The organism is Mesorhizobium sp. M0751, from assembly GCF_040320265.1.
Lineage (GTDB): Bacteria > Pseudomonadota > Alphaproteobacteria > Rhizobiales > Rhizobiaceae > Mesorhizobium.
Map to the genome: position 1 here is coordinate 247,771 of NZ_JAMYPH010000002.1, position 18,231 is coordinate 266,001.

The following is an 18,231-nucleotide window of genomic DNA, read 5'->3' on the forward strand; positions in this document are numbered from 1 at the left end:
GTCCCGACGGGCCCTGTTTCAAGCAACACCTGTTTTGCGCATAGACCGGCGATGATCAAGACCTGGAGGGCTGGGCCGGGGACTGCCAGCACCGAAGCCATAAGCAGCGGAACTTACGGTTCTTCCTGGAACAGGCTGATCTGCTGCTGCGCCAGGTCCTTCGGCGCGTCGAGGCCGAGATGTCGCCAGGCATTGGCTGCCAGCACGCGGCCGCGCGGGGTACGCATGATGAAGCCTTGCTGGATCAGAAAAGGCTCGATGATGTCCTCGATGGCATCGCGTGGTTCGGAAAGCCCGGCAGCGATGGTCTCGATGCCGACCGGCCCGCCGCCGAAATTCCGGGCGATCATCTGGAGATAACGGCGGTCGAGCGCGTCGAGGCCGAGCCCGTCGACCTCCAGCCGCGTCAGCGCCTCATCGGCGATCTTGCGGTCGACATGGCCGTCGCCGGCAACGCTGGCGAAGTCGCGCACCCGGCGCAACAGCCGGCCGGCGATACGCGGCGTTCCGCGCGCCCGCCGGGCGATCTCCAAAGCACCATCGTCGCCGAGCGGCATGGCAAGGATGCGGGCGCCGCGCCGCACGATCTGCTCGAGTTCCTCGACGGAATAGAAATTGAGCCTGACCGGAATGCCGAAGCGGTCGCGCAGCGGGTTGGTCAACAGCCCGAGCCGGGTGGTGGCGGCGACGAGGGTGAAGCGGGCCAGGTCGATCTTGACCGAGCGCGCCGCCGGCCCCTCGCCGATGATCAGGTCGAGCTGGAAATCCTCCATCGCCGGATAGAGGATTTCCTCGACCGCCGGGTTGAGCCGATGGATCTCGTCGATGAACAGCACGTCGCGGTCTTCGAGGTTGGTGAGCAGCGCCGCCAGATCGCCGGCCTTGGCGATGACCGGACCCGAGGTCGAGCGGAAATTGACGCCGAGCTCGCGCGCCATGATCTGCGCCAGCGTCGTCTTGCCGAGTCCGGGCGGGCCGACGAACAGCACATGGTCGAGCGCTTCGCTGCGGCCCTTGGCGGCCTCGATGAAGACTTTGAGATTGGCCCGCACCGCCGCCTGTCCGACGAAGTCGCCAAGCGTCTGCGGCCGCAAGGTCTGCTCGGCATCCTCGCCGCGTCTGTCGGGAGCAATGAGGCGTGGCGAAAGGCTCATGCGAGCAGTTCCATACCGGGAATGGCCTTGGCAGCGCGCTGATCGAAGGTCACCGTGTGCGAGCAACCTAATTTTCGATTGTGCTCCGCAATCAACGCGTCGGCAAAGTCGACCTGCACTGAATTCGATCGCTCGAGCGCGATGACGATGGCATCGAAGTCTTCGAACTCCAGCGTCTTGATCTTGAGCAGCCTCTGGATCGCGGCCAACACCTGTTCCTTTGGTTGCCTGTAGCGCGAAGCCAACGACCAGCTGAATTCGACCAGCACGATCAAGCTCACGAAGCCGGGCATTTCCACACTGAGGCCGCTGCCGAACGCAAGTGCCTTCGCCCGCTGCTCCGGATCATCGTTGAGCACCATGCGAAGCAGAACGTTGGTATCGATGCCGATCGACGTCAAGCGGCACCCTCTTGTCCGTCATTTGGTCTATCCCCGACAACATGCCGGCCGACCGCATCCCGCACAGCGGCGTCGATTTCCTCCAGCGTAGCGGGACCACCAGGCGGATCGCCCAAGAATCCAGCGAGGTCGGCAAATCCGAGGTTGCGCGGCGTTCCGATCAGGTAACCATCCATGACCGTCCAAGCGATCGTGTCGCCTGTCTTGAGCGACAAGGCGTCGCGGACGTCCTTTGGAATCGTGAGCTGTCCCTTGGAGGTCAGGCTGGCATATGCGCCCATATTCTTACTCCTGGAGAAAATTCTTACCGACCACATAGTAGTTGGAATTTCACTTTCCAGCAACGTCTCACCGTGCCAGCTCCTTCAGCCCGAAGCGGATCAGCTTCGACGCGTCCGCCTCCTCGCCTGCCGTCTTCAGTGCCGCCGCCACCGCATTGGCGGCCGTGTCGCGCGAATAGCCGAGATTGACCAGCGCCGAGACGGCGTCGGTGATCGGCGCCGAAGCAACGCCTTCGCCGAGCTCCTGCTTCAGGCCGATGGTGCCGGAGGCAGTGCCCGCATAGGCCGGCGCCTTGTTCTTCAATTCGGTGACGATGCGCTCGGCGACTTTCTTGCCGACGCCAGGCGCGCGGCTGACCATGGCGATGTCGCGCAGCGCAATCGCATTGGCGAGGTCGGCTGGGGCCAGCGTCGACAGGATGGCCAGCGCCACCTTGGCGCCGACGCCCTGCACATTGTTCATCAACAGCCGGAACCACTCGCGTTCCAGCACCGACTGGAACCCATAGAGCCGCAGCATGTCCTCGCGCACATAGGTCTCGATGAACAGCACCACCGCCTCGCCGGGCGGCGGCAATGCGGCAAGCGTGCGCGCCGAGCAATAGGCGACATAGCCGACGCCATGCACGTCGACGATGCAGAAATCCTCGTCGATCTCGTCCAGCGTGCCTTTTAGCTTACCGATCATTTGCGATCCCTCATGCCAGCGCCGCCATCCTGTAGGCGATGCTCTGCCGGTGATGCGCGTGACAGATGGCGATAGCCAGCGCGTCGGCGGCATCGTCGCTGTCGAAAGTCGCTTTCGGCATCAGTACCTTGACCATCATGTGGATCTGCTTCTTGTCGCCATGGCCGACGCCGATCACCGCCTTCTTGACGGCGTTTGGCGCATATTCGGCAACGACGAGGCCGGCGCGCGCCGGCACCAGCATCGCGATGCCGCGTGCCTGGCCGAGTTTGAGCGTAGCCGCGGCGTCCTTGTTGACGAAAGTTTGCTCGACCGCCGCCTCGTGCGGCATCGCGGCATGCAGGACCTCGGCGAGCCCGTCATGCAATTGGCAAAGACGGACCGCCAGCGCCGCCTTGTCGTCGGACCGCACGGTGCCGGAGGCGACAAAGCGCAGCGAATTTCCGAGGCTTTCGACGATGCCCCAACCAGTGCGCCTCAGCCCCGGATCGATGCCGATGATGCGAATCGCTTCCCCCATCCGCCAAGTTTACCCTTGGCTAGGGGAGCGATGCCAGCGAAATGTGAACAAACCAGAAACGATGGCTCAACATGTCCAGAGAGCCTCTGGGACCGTTTCGAAAGTCGCTCCGGCGAGTCATATGGTGGTGGTTTCGAGAACCGGAGCGCAGCGGACATTTGGGTCCGTGAGCACCGGAAGCGGAGAAAACGCCGCCAGATGGCCGCTGGAGTAGAGTTTCCAAACGGTCTCTCAGCCGCGGGCGAAAGCCGTGTTGAGCAGCGTGATCTGGTCGGAGACCGGATTGAGGCGACGGCTCGACGGCGGCACCTCGGCAAGGCCGCCATAGATCTCCTCGTCCATGCGGCGCACCAGCGCCTGCAGGCGCAACGAGCGGTTGACGAGGTCGATGAAATCCTGCGGCAGCTCGGCCCAGCCGGGCGCCTCCTCATGCGCGGAAGCAGTGTCGAGGCGCACCTTGGATTTTTCGGATGCCACCTGATCGCGGGTCATCTCGCCGGAATTCGCTGCCCGCTGCAAAAGCAGCCACGAGGCGACCTGCATGAGCCTGGTGGTCAGCCGCATCGATTCGGCCGCATAAAGCGTCGCCGCCGGCCTCGACAGCTTCTTGACCTCGGCGCGGCCCTTGCCGTCGAGATATTCGGCCGCCTGCTCGACCAGGCCCATGCCTTCCTGATAGAGCGGCTTGAAGGATTGGGAGAAAACCCGGCGCTCCGCCAGCTTGATGGTTTTCGCGCTCGCCTTCGAAGGCTCGTTCATTGCTACGCCCCTGCACTTGCCTGACAGCCGGCCGATTCGGCTCTTGGCTGCCATATCCGGCAGCCTAAACGACTGAAGCTTGAAAATGCGCTTCGCTGCCAGCGAAGGCAAGCACATGTTTAACAAACGGTTAACGGCCGCATTTAGCCGCAAGACGTCCATGCCGGCGAACAAAAAAAGAGCCGCGGATAAGGCGGCTCTCAGGAGTTTAACAGGGAGGCGTCAAACAAAGTGGCTCCAACCACTCGGTAAGAATCCAGATCACTGGATGGACATAGTAAACGCCCGTAAAGCTTAACGAAGCCTTAACGCAGGGTATATTTTTCTATCAAGCGCCCAGCATCTGTGCCGTAACAGCACAGCTGTCCGGCCAGGGCGCCGTTCACACCGCTGGCTGGAAGGTGGGGCGACGCGCTTGCGCCACGGTTCCTCCAGATCGTGACCGGCTTACCGAAACAAAACCGCACCGCGCGCGACATCGTTCCGAAACAGGCGCCACGCTAAACGCCCCGCTCCTCGCAAACGAGGCGGAGCAAACCTTGCGCTCCGGAATCATGAAAATCTCTCAAGGAGCGAACAATGGACTCGTACTCGGCCGTTAAATTTCTGCACATCGTCTCGGCGATCCTCTGGGTCGGCGGCGGCTTCACGCTGATGCTGCTTGCGGTACGCGCCGACCGCGCTGGAAACGTCGAAGGCATGCTGCAGGCGATGCGCGCCACCGGCGAGCTCGGCAACCGGTTCTTCGCGCCGATGTCAATGCTGACATTGCTTTTCGGCCTCATCATGTGCGGCTTCTGGGTCGGCTTTTCCGATCTGTGGGTGCTGATCGGCCTTGCCGGTTATGCGACGACCTTCTGCATCGGCATGTTCATCTTCAAGCCGACTGCCGACCGGATGGCAGGCATGATCGCCAAGGATGGCGTGACGCCGGCAGTGCTTGCCCAGGGCCAGCGCGTCCTCAGCGCCGCGCGCTTCGACTATTCGGTGATGCTGGTGATCATCGCGGACATGGTGCTGAAGCCGACGCTGCACGACATCACCATTCTTGGCTGCATGGCGTTCGTGCTGGCAACCGGCGCTGCGCTCGCGCTTGGCAGGACGCGGCCGCTGCTGCCGAGTGCCGCCTGAAGGTTAAGGAATCCGGCGGCGGCCGACAGGGGCCGCCGTCTTACAGAAGGCCGGCGATGCCGTCCCACAGAAGCTTGACCGCGACGACCGCCACGGTCGCATAGGTGAAGGGATAGAACAGTTCCGGCCGCATCCGCCGCACCAGCCAGGCGCCAGCGATTGTCGACAGCGGCGCCAGCGGCATCAGCACCGCCGACGCGGTCAAATTGGTGGTGTCGAACTGGCCGAGCGCGAAATAAGGGATGAGCTTCAGCGCATTGGTGACCGCGAAAAAAATCGCCGCGGTGCCCGACAGCACCTTCGGATCGAGCCTGATCGGCAGCGCATAGACCTGAAAAGGCGGGCCGCCGACATGGGCGACGAAGCTGGTGAACCCGGCAACGGTACCCCAGAAGCCAGCCGCGACGCGGTTGGGCTCCGCCGCGTGGCCGGCACCGTGGCGGAGTTGCAGATAGAGCCAGCGCAGCACGAAGATCAGGGCAACCGCGCCGACGATCAGCCGCACCATCTCTTCGGTTACAAGTGCCGCCGTCAGCCAGCCAAGGGCGATGCCGATCACGGCGCCGGGCATCATGTCGGCCAGCATCTTGCGGTCGAAGATGCCCCACCATGTCCATACCGAGACAATGTCCATCAGGCACAGAATTGGCAGAAGGATTGCGGCAGCCTGAACCGGCGGCATGGTCAGCGCCATCAACGGCACGCCGACAAAGCCGACGGCGCCGCCGAAGCCGCCTTTCGACAGGCCGACGAGGATGACGGCCGGAATGGCCGCGGCATAGAACCAGGGATCGACGAGCAGGCCTGACATGGGGGAAGGGAAGCTGGAGAAAAAGTTGACCTCTGGAATAGACCAGAAATGACCGGACCGCGACCGCAAATATGTGGGCCACGCCACCGAACCCCGTCACATGTTTGGCATATCGAGCGGCGGCGGGCGTCTCCGGATCGGCTGCGCCTTGATGATGGCGGTGCTGGTTTCGGCCTTGTCGGCGATGCGGTCGAGAATCCCGTCGAGCTCGCCGATCGAGCGGACGAACAGCCGCGCAACGAAGCAGTCATCGCCCGTCACCTTGTCGCATTCGCCGAATTCGGGGATTTCCTCGATCAGCTTCTGGACGATGTGCAGCTTGCCCGGCAATGGCCGGATGCGAACGATCGCCTGCAAGGCGTAGCCGAGCGCCTGCGGATCGATGTCGATGGTGAACGCACGAATAACGCCGCGATCCTCAAGCCGCCGAAGCCGCTCTGAAACGCTTGGCGACGACAACCCGACCTGCAGCGCCAGTTCCTTTAGCGAAGTCCGTGAATCCTTGACCAGGATATCGAGAAGCTTTCTGTCGAGCTCGTCCAGCATTTTACAATTCCAAGAAAAAGCCGATGTTTACCTAATTAAATTAGGTTCATTCTGCATATCACCAGCTACAAGTCATGGAAAGGCCCGATCCGCCGTGGGATTATAAAATCTCAACGAGTTTCAGGAGCATCCATGGACAACACGGTACGCGGCACGATCGAAATGACGGCGGCGATGGCGATGCTCGGCACGATCGGCTGGTTCGTCGTCCTTTCCGGCCAACCCATCATGGACGTGGTGTTCTGGCGCTGTGCTTTCGGGGCGGTAACGCTGCTGATCATCTGCGCGGCCCTTGGGCTGTTGCGCGGCAGGCTGTCGCTTCGCATCGTCGCGATCGCGGCTCTCGGCGGGGCTGCCATCGTCATCAACTGGCTGCTGCTGTTCAGCGCGTTTTCTCGCGCATCGATCTCGATCGCCACGGCTGTCTACAACACGCAGCCTTTCATGCTGGTGGGTTTTGGCGCGCTCTTCTTCTCTGAACGGCTGACGATGACCAAGCTGACCTGGCTCGGCATCGCCTTTGCCGGCATGCTGCTGATCGTGCAGGCCGCGCCCGATGCAGGCGACCATGGTACGGATTACTTTACCGGCATTGCGATGGCGCTCGCGGCGGCTTTCTTCTGGGCCGTTGCGGCTATCGTCACCAAGAAACTCAAAGGCACGCCGCCGCACCTGATCGCCCTGATCCAGGTCTGCGTCGGCGTTCTCATGCTGGCACCCTTCGCCGATCTCACCCACCTTCCCGTCGATGCGCGGAGCTGGGTCATGCTGGCGATGCTCGGCATCGTCCATACCGGCCTGATGTACATCCTCATGTACGGCGCCATCCAGAAGCTGCCGACGCATCTGCAGGGATCGCTGTCCTTCATCTACCCCGTCGTCGCCATCCTCGTCGATGTCGTCGCTTTCGGCCATCGGCTGCATCCGGCGCAGATCGTCGGCGCCGCCGCCATCCTGGTCGCCGCCGCCGGCATGAATCTCGGCTGGTCGCTGTGGAAATCGAAGGTGCCTGCGTAGGGCCGCAAGCGACCAGGCGAGGAGAATTTCGGCCAACGGCAGTCATGCGCCGAGCCCCATGGAATCGTTGATGGCAATCGTGATCCTCCTGCCGCCTGTTCAATCCCCGCACTTTGCTCTATGCCGCAATGCAACCATCTTCGCCCGGCATAGGCGATAACCGGGATCGAACATCAATGAATGACGCAACGCCGCCCAACCGCTGCCGTATCGTGCTGATCGCGCCGCCGAACGTGCCTGCCGAGCGCATCGCCGCGGCCTTCGACGGCGGTGACGTCGCCTCGCTTATCCTGCCGGAAAACGGCCTGGACGAGGCCGCCTTCCAGGCCTTTGCCGAACAGATCGTGCCGGTGGCGCAAGCGGCCGGGATTGCCGTCATCATTGCCGGCGACACCCGCATCGCTGGCCGCGTCCAGGCCGACGGCATCCATGTCGAGGTCGGCAAGGACGAGCTCGCCGAAACGATCGAACATTTCCAGGCCAGGATGTTGGTCGGCACCGGCGGTGCCAAGACCCGCGACGATGCGCTGGAACTCGGCGAGGTCAGGCCCGATTACATTTTCTTCGGCCGCTTCGGCTACGACAACAAGCCTGAACCGCACCCCCGCAACCTGTCGCTCGGGCAATGGTGGGCGGACGTGATCCAGATCCCTTGCATCGTCATGGCCGGATCCGATCTTGCCTCGGTGGAAGCGGTCGCCGCCACCGGCGCCGAATTCGTGGCGCTGTCCAGCGCCGTCTTTGCCGACGGCGTCGATCCGAAGATGGCGGTTGCTGCCGCCAACGCGCTGCTCGACGAAACCGCGCCGCGCTTCGAGGACTGACGTGCTCTCGCGGACAATCCTTTTCAGCGCCTTTCTCGCAACGGCCGTGACGCAGGCGATAGCGGCGGAACCCGTTCCGCTGCCGCAGCCCAGGCCGGATTCCAGCGAAGCTGCCGACAAGCCGATCGCCGCACAATTGCCGCAGCCCGCCACCACCGCCCCGTTGCCGTCGGCCGATACCATCAACCCCGACCGCTTCGGCGCAAAACCGTCCGACGCCGCCTACGGCGCCTTTCAGCGCGGTCTCTACAAGACGGCCTACAACCTTGCGCTTTCCCGTGCTCAAAACGGCGATCCGGCGGCACAGACGCTGGTGGCCGAGATATTGTCGCGCGGCCTCGGCGTGCCTGTCGACGCGGCAGGGGCGGCGAAGTGGTACGCGCTTGCCGCCGAGCAGGGCGTCCCGGAATCGCAATTCCAGTATGCGCTGATGCTGCTCGACGGCCGCTACGTCAAAAAGGACGAGAAGGAAGCCTATGCGCTGATGCAGGCCGCCGCCGAGGCCGGCAACCGCCTGGCGCAGTTCAATTTTGCGCAGTTGATGGTTGAACAGGAGCCCGGCGATGCCGGTATTGCCAAAGCCGTATCCTATTACGAGCGCGCTGCCGCGACCGGGCTTGCCGACGCACAATATGCGATGGCACAGGTCTACGCCAATGGCGCCGGCGGCAAGCCGCACGATGATGTCCGCGCCCGCGGCCTGCTGGCACAGGCCGCGCGGCAGAACTATGACACCGCACAGATCGATCTCGCCACCTGGATGATCGAGGGGCGCGGCGGCGCCCGCGACCTGAAATCCGGCTTCAACTGGATGAAGCAGGCCGCAGAAGGCGGCAATGTCGCCGCCCAGAACCGTCTCGCCAAGCTCTACATGAACGGCATCGGCACCGACCCGGATCTGATCCTCGCCGGCGCCTGGTATGTTGTCGCCCGCCGCGCCGGGCTCATCGACCAGGAGATGGACGATTTCCTGCAGGGCCTGACCGACGAGCAGACGCAGCAGGCGCTGCAACGGGCTAACCGCCTGCCCTGACCGCGATCTCGCGACTCATCGCACCCAGGCTCGTCAGGCGGGCTCATTGCGTATGATCGAGCACGACCTTGCCGAAGGGCGAGCCGTGTTCAAGGTACCGAAAGGCTTCGGCGGCCTGGCTCCACGGCACGACCCGGTCGATCACCGGTCTCAACCGGTTGACGACAATGGCGCGATTCATCGCCTCGAAGGATTCGCGTGAGCCCACCGGTATGCCTCGCGCCCGGACCTGCCGGCGGAAGATCTCGAGCGGGTTGATGGCGCCGTCACTGCCGCCGAGATAGCCGATGGCGTTGATCTGGGCGCCGCGCGCCGTTGCCCTCAGCGATTGTGCAAAACTCTGCGGTCCGCCAACCTCGATGATATGGTCGGCGCCGCGGCCATCGGTCAATCCCAGCACGGCCGATGCCCAGTCGGGGACGCTGCGATAGTTCACGCCATCCTGCGCGCCAAGTTGCTTTGCCCGCGCAAGCTTCTCGTCGCTGCTCGACGTCACGATGACGCGCGCCCCGGCGGCGGCGGCGAACTGCACCGCAAACAGCGAAACGCCGCCGGTGCCGAGGCAAAGCACGGTGTCGCCGGGTTTGACGCTGCCCTCCGTAAACAGCGCGTGCCATGCCGTGACGCCGGCGCATGGCAGCGTCGCCGCCTCGAGGTCGCTCAGATTGGCCGGCGCCAGCACCGCAGCCTGTTCGTCGAGCCGGGCAAATTCGCTGAGCAGCCCGTCGATCGGGCCGCCGCGCTGATAGGAGGGCTCGGCCATGGCGAAACTGCCGCCGACCCAGCGTTGCCAGAACGTGCCGCAGACCCGGTCGCCGATCTTGAACCGGCTGACCTCGGCGCCGATGGCAACGACTTCGCCGACGCCGTCCGACAGCGGCACCAGCGGCAATGCAAACTTCGTGTGATAGCTGCCGCGGACGATCTCGGCATCGCGGTAGTTCAGCGCCGTCGCCTTCACCTTCACAATCATCTCCTGGCGCCCTGGCTCGGGCATCGGCCGCTCGACCATTCTGAGGTTCTCGAGGCCGCCCGGGCTCTGCAATTCGATCGCTTTCATCGTCGTTCCTTTCCGGCTGGGTCCTGCCGGAGGAAAATCGCTTGTCATCCATCGGATTTCAAATTCATAATGTTCAGGATAATTATGCTTCTATGACATGTTCGGGTGCGTCGTGCTTGAAGAACTGAAGACACTGGCCCTCTTTGCCGAGGAGGGTTCGATTCAGAAGGTGGCTCGACGCCTGCCGTTGACGCAGCCGGCCGTCACCCGCCAGATCCAGCGGCTGGAGGAGATGCTCGGCACGGAATTGCTCGACCGCCGGCTGAAGCCGTCGCGACTGACCCCGGCCGGCGTAGAGGTGCTGGCACGCGGCAAGGACATTCTCGCCGCGGTCGCCGCGCTGAGATCATTCGCCAAGGGCGACGAGCCGGAGGGCCTGCTGCGGCTCGGCCTCGCGCACGGACTTTGCGACAAAGCCGTGGCCGCCGCTATTGCTGATGCCGTGGCGCGGTTTCCGAAGGTCTCGCTGCGCCTGAAGAGCGGCTGGAGCCTTGAGCTGGCCGACCAGCACAAGCGCGGACAGCTCGACCTCGCCTTCATCCTGGACGGCAGCAATTCCAAAGCTGGCGACGGCGTTGTCGGAACCGAGCCCCTCGGCATCATCGCTGCCGAAAACACCGGCCGGCAAGCCGACGTCAGGACCATGCCCTGGGTCCTCAGCCCTGAGCCTTGCGACGCGCGCCGGCGGCTGGCGGCTGCCCTGGCCGAGGGCGGCCACAGGTTGATGGTCGGCGCCGAGATTCAGGATAGCGCGCTGCAGATCGACTGGGTTCGTCGAGGCCAAGGCCTTGGTCTGCTGCCCAGGCGGCTGCTGCGGGAAAAGCTGCCGGAGGGCATTGCCCTGGTCGACGCTCCCGGCCTCGAGCTGTCGCTGCGAATTGTCGTGCTGCGTTCGCCGCACCTGCATCTTTTGACAGAGGTCGCCGACGCAGTGACCGAGGCCGTCACCGCGACTGTCAGGGCGGACTGAGGCTGCCGCGCCGCGCTGCCGGGCCAGCTTCGTTGCCGCTTCATCGGAAGGCGCTCCTTGCCTCTGCTGGCGATTTGTGGTCTTGGAGGCGCCAAATCGCCCTTTGCGGCGATCATCTCATTTCCGGATCACCTCACCATGGCCAAGATCAGTGGCAACGAAATCCGTCCCGGCAATGTCATCGAGCATGACGGCGGCCTTTGGGTGGCGGTCAGGACCAACACCGTCAAGCCCGGCAAGGGCGGCGCCTACAACCAGGTCGAACTCAAGAACCTGATCAACGGCACCAAGCTCAACGAGCGCTTCCGCTCAGCCGAGACGGTCGAGCAGATCCGGCTCGATCTGAAGGATTTTTCCTTCCTCTACGAGCAGGGCGACGCGCTGGTGTTCATGGACACCGAAAGCTACGAGCAGCTCGAATTGCAAAAGGAGTTCGTCGGCGATCGCGCCGCCTTCCTGCAGGACGGCATGATGGTGACGGTCCAGCTCTATGACGAAAGGCCGATCGGCATTTCGCTGCCCGACTATGTGACGCTGACCATCACCGAGGCCGACCCGGTTGTTAAGGGCCAGACGGCAGCCTCGTCCTACAAGCCGGCGATACTCGAAAACGGCATTCGCGTGCTGGTGCCGCCGTTCATCGGCTCGGGCGAGCGCATCATCGTCGACACCAACGAAATCACTTACGTACGCCGCGCCGACTAAGGCGTTATCCCAAAGAGTGGCAGACTTTTTGGATAAGAACATGCGTCAAGGCAAATAGGCGCAGCGACAGGAAGAACAGCAATGGCGCGTTCCGCGATCCTCAATGTCATGGTCCAGGCCGCAATGAAGGCCGGCCGCTCGCTGTCGCGTGACTTCGGCGAAGTGCAGAACCTGCAGGTCTCGATGAAGGGGCCGGGCGACTATGTCAGCCAGGCCGACCGCAAGGCCGAAGACATTGTCTTTGCCGAACTGTCGAAGGCGCGGCCCGGCTACGCCTTCCTGATGGAGGAACGCGGCGTGATCGAGGGCGACGACGGCCAGCACCGCTGGATCGTCGACCCGCTCGACGGCACCACCAATTTCCTGCACGGCATTCCGCTCTTTGCCGTTTCGATCGCGCTGGAGCGCCAGGGCCAGATCGTCGCCGGCGTCGTCTACAATCCGGCGATGGATGAACTCTATACCGCCGAGCGCGGCGGCGGCGCTTTCATGAACGACCGCCGGCTGCGCGTCGCCGGCCGCGCCAAGCTGGTCGATGCGGTGATCGGCTGCGGCATGCCCCATCTCGGGCGTGGCCAGCACGGCAATTTCCTCATCGAGTTGCGCAATGTCATGGCCGAGGTCTCTGGCGTCCGCCGTCTCGGCTCCGCCTCGCTCGATCTCGCCTACGTCGCCGCCGGCCGCATGGACGGGTTCTGGGAAACCGGCCTGTCGGCCTGGGATGTCGCCGCCGGCATTTTGCTGATCCGCGAGGCGGGCGGTTTCGTCTCCGACTTCGCCGGGGGACAGGATGTGCTGAACGCCGGTTCGCTGGTTGCCGGCAACGAACTCATCCAGCGCGCGCTGTTGAAGACCATTAAAAGGCCACTCTCAGCCAGCTGATAGAGGCACGCCGCGCTGAAGCGCCGCAGTCGCAAAACCGCAACCAAAGCTTGAAATACTGTCCCGCGGCCGCCCAGATAAGGGGACGCAGGATCATCAATGACGAACAGCCGGCCCCAATCCCAGAGCGAATTCTCCCAGCTCGACATTCCCTTTATGGGGCGCTGGCATTACTCGCGCGCCGAGATCATCGCCGACGGCATCGTCCACGCCGTGGGCATCGTGCTGGCGATCGCTGCCGGCTCGATGCTGCTGGCACTGGCCGCCTATCGAACCGGCCCCGGCGAATATGTCGCCGCCGCCTTCTATGTAGTCTCGCTGCTCACCGTGCTGTCGGTTTCGCTGGCCTATAATGTCTGGCCGGTGTCGTCGCCGGCAAAATGGATATTGCGGCGCTTCGACCATGCGGCGATCTACCTGCTGATCGCGGCGACCTACACGCCTTTCCTGGCCCAGCTCGGTGGCTCGCCGCTGGCCGTTTCCATGATCGTCCTGGTCTGGACCGCCGCGGCGATCGGCATCGCCATCAAGGTCTTTCTTCCCGGCCGTTTCGACCGACTGGCGATCGTCTTCTATCTGGCTATCGGCTGGAGCGGCATCGTTCTGGTGGAGCCGCTGGTGCGGACGCTGCCGGCGACGTCGATCGCGCTCATCGTTGCCGGCGGCATCGTCTACTCCTGTGGCGTGATCTTCTTCGCCTGGAAGGGCCTGCGCTTTCACAATGCGCTGTGGCATGGCTTTGTCGTCACCGGCGCCGGCCTGCATCTGGCCGCCATGGTCGACTGCCTGGTCATCAACCGGCTTTGACCTCTGGTTGCGGACAGTGGCAATATTGCCAAGCGCCATTCAATTTCGTCACAATTCCGTTTAGAGTCGCAAACACAAATTGATCGGCGGCGACGGCATCGGAAACGGGGCACGGATGACTCTTCTCAGATCCTTCGGCATGGGCAGGCGCTCCGACGTTCTGATCTACGATCCGCACAAATTGTCGAGCCCGCAGGTGTTCCTGCTGACCATGGTGATCTTTCTGTTCATCGTGGCCTTTATCGCTGCCATCCTGACCCGCCAGATCTCGACCGCCTTCGTCACCAATCCCGGCCTCAACGGCCTGATCATCGGCGTGCTGGCGGTCGGCATCCTGCTGGCCTTCGTCCAGGTCGGCCGGCTGTTCCGCGAGGTGCGCTGGGTCAACTCGTTCCGCGCCGGTTCCGAAACCACCGAACCGGTGCTGCTGGCGCCGATGAAGGCGATGATCGGCCGCTCGTCGACGATTGCCTTCTCGACCAGTTCGATGCGCACCATGCTGGATTCGATCGCCACCCGCCTCGACGAAAGCCGCGACACGTCGCGCTACCTTGTCGGACTGCTGGTGTTCCTCGGCCTGCTCGGCACCTTCTGGGGCCTGCTCAACACGATCGGCTCGATCCGCGAAACGATCGAGTCGCTCGATCCCGGCACCGGCGATGCCGCCGCCGTGCTCGAATCCCTGAAGCAGGGGCTTTCCGCTCCGTTGGCCGGCATGGGCACCGCCTTCTCGTCCTCGCTGTTCGGCCTCTCCGGCTCGCTGGTGCTCGGCTTCCTCGACCTGCAGGCCGGCCGCGCCCAGACGCGCTTCTATACCGAACTCGAGAACTGGCTGTCCTCGGTCACCGACCTGTCATCCGACATCGTCGTTGCCGACGCAGTCAAGACCGAACCCTCCGAGGAAATCCGGCTGTTGTCGGAAAAGCTGCGCACGCTGCAGGAGAATGGCGGCAGCTCCAATCCGCGCGTCGCCACCGCCATGGCCAATCTCGCCGACGGCATTTCCGGCCTGGTCAAGAACATGCGTTCGGAACAGCAGATCATGCGCGACTGGGTCGAGGCCCAGTCCGACGAGCAAAAGGCGATGCGCAACACGCTGGAGAAGATCGCCGACGCCTTGAAGAAGCCTGGAGTGCATTGACGTGGCGTTGGCACGAGGCCGGCGCTCCGACCGCCGCATCGATTACTGGCCGGGCTTCGTCGATGCGCTGTCGACGCTGCTGCTGGCGATCATGTTCCTGCTCACGGTTTTCGTGCTGGCGCAGTTCCTGCTCGGCCGCGAGATCTCCGGCAAGGACACGGTGCTCAACCGCCTCAATTCGCAGATCAACGAGTTGACCCAGCTTCTGGCGCTGGAGCGCTCGACGACGCAGGACAAGGAGGACACCCTTGCCAATTTGCAGGCATCGCTGTCCGCATCGGAGGCGGAAAAGAGCCGGCTCGAGCAATTGCTGGCGCAAGGCGCCGGTGCCGGCGACGCCGCCAACCAGCGCGCAACGGCACTTTCCGGCGAGCTCGACAGCCAGCGCCAGATCAGCCAGCAGGCGCTAAGCCAGGTCGAGATCCTCAACCAGCAGATTTCGGCGCTGCGCAAGCAGATCGCAGCGCTCGAACAAGCGCTCGACGTGTCCGAAACGCGCGACCGCGAATCCAACACCAAGATCGCCGATCTCGGCCGCCGCCTCAACGTCGCACTGGCGCAACGCGTGCAGGAGCTGAACCGCTACCGCTCCGATTTCTTCGGCCGCTTGCGTGAAATTCTCGCCGACCGCGAGAACATCCGCATCGTCGGCGACCGCTTTGTCTTCCAGTCGGAAGTGCTTTTCCCGACCGGCTCCGAAGTGATCAACGATGCCGGCAAGGTCGAGATGAAGAAGCTCGCCGATGCCATCATCGAATTGCAAAAGGAGATCCCGCCGGAGATCAACTGGGTGCTGCGCGTCGACGGCCACACCGACAACAAGCCGCTCTCCGGCACCGGCCGCTACCGCGACAATTGGGAATTGTCGACGGCGCGCTCGACATCGGTGGTCAAGTTCCTGATCGAGAACGGCGTGCCGGCCAACCGGCTGGTCGCCGCCGGCTTCGGCGAATTCCAGCCGCTCGACCCCGCCGATACCGAAGAGGCACGCAACAAGAACCGCCGCATCGAGCTGAAGCTGACCGAGCGGTGATCTGCAACCATTTGAATTGCGCCATGCTCCGGATCGGGTCCGGCCGAAGCGGCGGAGCCATCTAGGGCACCGGCGCGGCACCGGCAAGGCCCGAAGAAATTACCTTTTTTTGATTACAATTTGCCGCGACGCGTCACTAGCTGTTGGCAAGGGGCCGGGAACCGCCGGCGATGCCTCCCACATCGCGACGCGACGGAACCTGACGGCCCGCGGCCGGAAGGCAGGACCCTCCCAACCACTGCCTTCCCCAGTAAAGGAGACGCAACCATGCGCTTCTTCGCTCCCATGAATCTCGGGACTGATACGCTCGCCACACTTCTCCTCGCCGTTCCGCTTGCTGGCGCTTACGCTGGCCCGCGTGAGACGGCCTTGATCAATCAGATCAAGAGCGTGGAGACGGGTATCCAGGGCGCCATCCGGGCGAACAAGCTCGAGCCGGGCGAGGCGCGCGACTTGCGCACGCAACTCGCTCAGCTCGATCGGGCCGCCCAGAGGGCTGCGCGCGACGGAACGATGCCGAGCACGCAATATCAGCGATTGCTAGCGCAGTTCGACGATGTCAGCCAAAAGCTGCGCGCGGCTACCGGCAGTGCCTTCCTGATCGGCAACGGCGCCGATGGCGGATACTATCCCAACGGCTACGGCCCAATCTATCCAGGCGGCTGAAATCGGCCGCAGCGCCCGGCGCTGTGGCAATTGGTTTTGCGCATGATCCTTTTCCAGCTCGGTTCAGGGATCATGCGCTAGCCCAACGCCAGCGCAATCAGCGCCAGCACCGCCGGCACCGGATCGGTCGCGGACGGCTTTCGGGGTTGCCAACAGTTTTGCATTGGTATCTTTTCCCGCCGTCAAATCAGCGGAACCCACAATGTCCTTTCAAAAACTCGACGACCTCGGCCACAAGCTCGAAGCGCTGGAGCACGCCCTCGCCATCCTCGGCGCCGACGAGGCGACCCATATGGCGGTCGGCGGCGGCGAGAAGCGCGCGGAGGCAATGTCGGCGCTTGCCGGCATGCACCATGCCCGGGCGACTGCGCCGGAGATTGCCGACTGGATCGCGGCGGCCGAGCAGGAGACGCTGAACGAAGAGCAGCAGGCCGCGGTCAGGGAATTCCGCCGGCAATACACCAACCTGACCTGCCTGCCGGTCGAGTTCGTCGAGCGCCAGACGACCGCGCGCATGCGCTCCGAGCAGCTCTGGCGCGACCTGCGCGCCAAGAACGACTGGGCCGGCTTCCTGCCGGCGCTCGAAGGCGTCGTGGCGCTGGTCCGCGAGGAGGCGGCACTTCGTGCCGAGGCGCTCGGGCTCGAGCCTTACGACGCGCTGATGGAGCAATATGACCCGGGCAATCGCGCCGCCGACATCACGCCTGTGTTTGCCGAGTTGAAGACCTTCCTGAAAGGCTTCGTGCCGGAGGCACTGGCCGTGCAGGAAGGGCGGCTGGCGAAACATCCGCTGAAGCCGCTTTCCGGCAGCTACCCCCTGGACAAGCAGCGCGAGCTTGGCCTCGCCATGATGGCGGCAGTCGGCTTCGACCTCACCCACGGCTCGCTGTCGGTTTCGCACCATCCGTTCTGCGGCGGCGTGCCGAGCGACGTGCGCATCACCACCCGCTACAAGACCTCGGATTTCCTGTCGGCGCTGATGGGCGTGCTGCACGAGGCCGGCCATGCGCTGTACGAGCAGAACCTGCCGAAGGCGTGGGCGCACTGGCCGCTCGGCAAAGCGCGCGGCATGGCGGTGCATGAAAGCCAGAGCCTGTTCGTCGAAAAGCAGATCGGACGCAATCCAGAATTCTGGCGCTGGGCGCTGCCAGTGGTCGAAAGGCACCTTGGCGAGAGCTGGACGATCGACGACATCCTGCCGCATGTGCACCGGGTCGAGCGCGGCCTCATCCGCGTCGATGCCGACGAGGTCACCTATCCGCTGCACGTCATCCTGCGCTACGAGCTGGAGCAGGAGCTTGTCTCGGGGCGGTTGGAGGCAGCCGACCTGCCTGAAGCCTGGGATGCCAAGATGCGCGATTATCTCGGCCTGTCGACATCAGACAATCCGGCGGATGGTCCGATGCAGGACGTCCACTGGCCGGGTGCCGCCTTCGGCTATTTCCCCTCCTACACGCTGGGCGCCATGATGGCGGCGCAGCAATGGGCGGCGCTGACCAGAGATCATCCTTCAGCCGACGAAGACCTCGCCAAGGGAGATTTCGCCGCGATCAACGACTGGCGCCGCAAACGGATCTGGTCGCAAGGCTCGCGCTGGTCGACGCCGGAATTGCTCGAACGCGCCACCGGCGAAAAGCTCAATGCCGTGCATTTCACCGACCATCTGAAGAAGCGGTACGGGAACTGAGCCGCTTCATCTATTCCCGGTTCTTGCCGCGGTGACTGCAGAAATCCGCGAAACTGGCCTTTACTTTGGTGGGAAAGCCTCTGAAAAAGGAGTTCTTGCAAGTTGGGCGAGCGTA

General features: G+C 63.7%; 21 protein-coding genes. 12 read left to right on the top strand and 9 right to left on the bottom strand.

Features of this window, described 5'->3' with window-relative positions:
- Nucleotides 1-113: 113 nt before the first annotated feature.
- From ruvB to rcdA, 6 genes are all read right to left on the bottom strand, one after another.
- Nucleotides 114-1,154 carry a Holliday junction branch migration DNA helicase RuvB gene (gene ruvB, locus NKI19_RS03865; RefSeq protein ID WP_352489258.1) on the bottom strand — a complete coding sequence of 347 codons (1,041 nt, stop codon included), beginning with the start codon at nucleotides 1,152-1,154 and terminating at the stop codon, nucleotides 114-116.
- On the bottom strand, nucleotides 1,151-1,555 hold the full coding sequence (locus NKI19_RS03870; protein ID WP_352476101.1) for a type II toxin-antitoxin system VapC family toxin: 405 nt from the start codon (nucleotides 1,553-1,555) through the stop codon (nucleotides 1,151-1,153). Before NKI19_RS03870 ends, ruvB begins: the two co-directional genes overlap by 4 nt.
- Complete coding sequence (locus tag NKI19_RS03875) at nucleotides 1,552-1,836, bottom strand: AbrB/MazE/SpoVT family DNA-binding domain-containing protein (RefSeq protein ID WP_352494156.1); 285 nt, start codon at nucleotides 1,834-1,836, stop codon at nucleotides 1,552-1,554. Before NKI19_RS03875 ends, NKI19_RS03870 begins: the two co-directional genes overlap by 4 nt.
- Before the next feature lie 67 nt (nucleotides 1,837-1,903).
- Nucleotides 1,904-2,524 (bottom strand): Holliday junction branch migration protein RuvA, encoded by a 621-nt coding sequence (gene ruvA / locus NKI19_RS03880; RefSeq protein WP_352522865.1) that lies wholly within the window; start codon nucleotides 2,522-2,524, stop codon nucleotides 1,904-1,906.
- Between the two features lie 10 nt (nucleotides 2,525-2,534).
- A complete protein-coding gene (ruvC, locus tag NKI19_RS03885) occupies nucleotides 2,535-3,044 on the bottom strand; it encodes a crossover junction endodeoxyribonuclease RuvC (RefSeq protein ID WP_352489255.1) in 510 nt (169 codons plus the stop codon).
- A gap of 231 nt (nucleotides 3,045-3,275) precedes the next feature.
- Nucleotides 3,276-3,803 (bottom strand): protease adaptor protein RcdA, encoded by a 528-nt coding sequence (gene rcdA / locus NKI19_RS03890; RefSeq protein ID WP_352564652.1) that lies wholly within the window; start codon nucleotides 3,801-3,803, stop codon nucleotides 3,276-3,278.
- A gap of 579 nt (nucleotides 3,804-4,382) precedes the next feature.
- Here rcdA and NKI19_RS03895 point away from each other — a divergent pair.
- Nucleotides 4,383-4,934 carry a DUF2269 family protein gene (locus tag NKI19_RS03895; RefSeq protein ID WP_352564654.1) on the top strand — a complete coding sequence of 184 codons (552 nt, stop codon included), beginning with the start codon at nucleotides 4,383-4,385 and terminating at the stop codon, nucleotides 4,932-4,934.
- A gap of 40 nt (nucleotides 4,935-4,974) precedes the next feature.
- Here the strand turns inward: NKI19_RS03895 and NKI19_RS03900 are convergent, their stop codons facing one another.
- Nucleotides 4,975-5,745, bottom strand: coding sequence for a sulfite exporter TauE/SafE family protein (locus tag NKI19_RS03900; protein ID WP_352450835.1), 771 nt, complete (start codon nucleotides 5,743-5,745; stop codon nucleotides 4,975-4,977).
- Nucleotides 5,746-5,841: 96 nt separating this feature from the next.
- A complete protein-coding gene (locus tag NKI19_RS03905; RefSeq protein ID WP_023678010.1) occupies nucleotides 5,842-6,291 on the bottom strand; it encodes an Lrp/AsnC family transcriptional regulator in 450 nt (149 codons plus the stop codon).
- A gap of 132 nt (nucleotides 6,292-6,423) precedes the next feature.
- Here NKI19_RS03905 and NKI19_RS03910 point away from each other — a divergent pair, with 132 nt between their 5' ends.
- From NKI19_RS03910 to NKI19_RS03920, 3 genes are all read left to right on the top strand, one after another.
- Nucleotides 6,424-7,308: a DMT family transporter gene (locus NKI19_RS03910; protein WP_352564656.1), complete on the top strand. Its 885-nt coding sequence runs from the start codon at nucleotides 6,424-6,426 to the stop codon at nucleotides 7,306-7,308.
- Nucleotides 7,309-7,484: 176 nt separating this feature from the next.
- Entirely contained in the window at nucleotides 7,485-8,132 is a 648-nt protein-coding gene (locus tag NKI19_RS03915; RefSeq protein ID WP_352564658.1) for a thiamine phosphate synthase, read from the top strand.
- A gap of 1 nt (nucleotide 8,133) precedes the next feature.
- Nucleotides 8,134-9,165, top strand: a complete 1,032-nt coding sequence (locus NKI19_RS03920) for a tetratricopeptide repeat protein (RefSeq protein WP_352564660.1) — start codon at nucleotides 8,134-8,136, stop codon at nucleotides 9,163-9,165.
- A gap of 43 nt (nucleotides 9,166-9,208) precedes the next feature.
- Here NKI19_RS03920 and NKI19_RS03925 read toward each other — a convergent pair whose 3' ends face one another.
- Nucleotides 9,209-10,225 (bottom strand): zinc-dependent alcohol dehydrogenase family protein, encoded by a 1,017-nt coding sequence (locus tag NKI19_RS03925; protein ID WP_352564662.1) that lies wholly within the window; start codon nucleotides 10,223-10,225, stop codon nucleotides 9,209-9,211.
- Between the two features lie 112 nt (nucleotides 10,226-10,337).
- Here NKI19_RS03925 and NKI19_RS03930 point away from each other — a divergent pair, with 112 nt between their 5' ends.
- From NKI19_RS03930 to NKI19_RS03965, 8 genes are all read left to right on the top strand, one after another.
- Complete coding sequence (locus NKI19_RS03930) at nucleotides 10,338-11,195, top strand: LysR family transcriptional regulator (RefSeq protein WP_352564664.1); 858 nt, start codon at nucleotides 10,338-10,340, stop codon at nucleotides 11,193-11,195.
- Nucleotides 11,196-11,333: 138 nt separating this feature from the next.
- Nucleotides 11,334-11,900: an elongation factor P gene (gene efp / locus NKI19_RS03935; protein ID WP_352564666.1), complete on the top strand. Its 567-nt coding sequence runs from the start codon at nucleotides 11,334-11,336 to the stop codon at nucleotides 11,898-11,900.
- 81 nt (nucleotides 11,901-11,981) lie between these two features.
- Nucleotides 11,982-12,782 (top strand): inositol monophosphatase family protein, encoded by an 801-nt coding sequence (locus NKI19_RS03940; protein ID WP_352489248.1) that lies wholly within the window; start codon nucleotides 11,982-11,984, stop codon nucleotides 12,780-12,782.
- 99 nt (nucleotides 12,783-12,881) lie between these two features.
- Nucleotides 12,882-13,589, top strand: coding sequence for a PAQR family membrane homeostasis protein TrhA (gene trhA, locus NKI19_RS03945; protein ID WP_352564668.1), 708 nt, complete (start codon nucleotides 12,882-12,884; stop codon nucleotides 13,587-13,589).
- 115 nt (nucleotides 13,590-13,704) lie between these two features.
- The gene (locus NKI19_RS03950; protein WP_352489246.1) at nucleotides 13,705-14,730 is read left to right on the top strand and encodes a MotA/TolQ/ExbB proton channel family protein; all 1,026 of its coding nucleotides are present in this window, start codon (nucleotides 13,705-13,707) and stop codon (nucleotides 14,728-14,730) included.
- Between the two features lies 1 nt (nucleotide 14,731).
- Complete coding sequence (locus NKI19_RS03955; RefSeq protein ID WP_352465687.1) at nucleotides 14,732-15,763, top strand: peptidoglycan -binding protein; 1,032 nt, start codon at nucleotides 14,732-14,734, stop codon at nucleotides 15,761-15,763.
- 267 nt (nucleotides 15,764-16,030) lie between these two features.
- Nucleotides 16,031-16,429 carry a hypothetical protein gene (locus tag NKI19_RS03960; protein ID WP_352489245.1) on the top strand — a complete coding sequence of 133 codons (399 nt, stop codon included), beginning with the start codon at nucleotides 16,031-16,033 and terminating at the stop codon, nucleotides 16,427-16,429.
- Between the two features lie 202 nt (nucleotides 16,430-16,631).
- Nucleotides 16,632-18,116 carry a carboxypeptidase M32 gene (locus NKI19_RS03965; protein ID WP_352489244.1) on the top strand — a complete coding sequence of 495 codons (1,485 nt, stop codon included), beginning with the start codon at nucleotides 16,632-16,634 and terminating at the stop codon, nucleotides 18,114-18,116.
- Nucleotides 18,117-18,231: the final 115 nt, after the last annotated feature.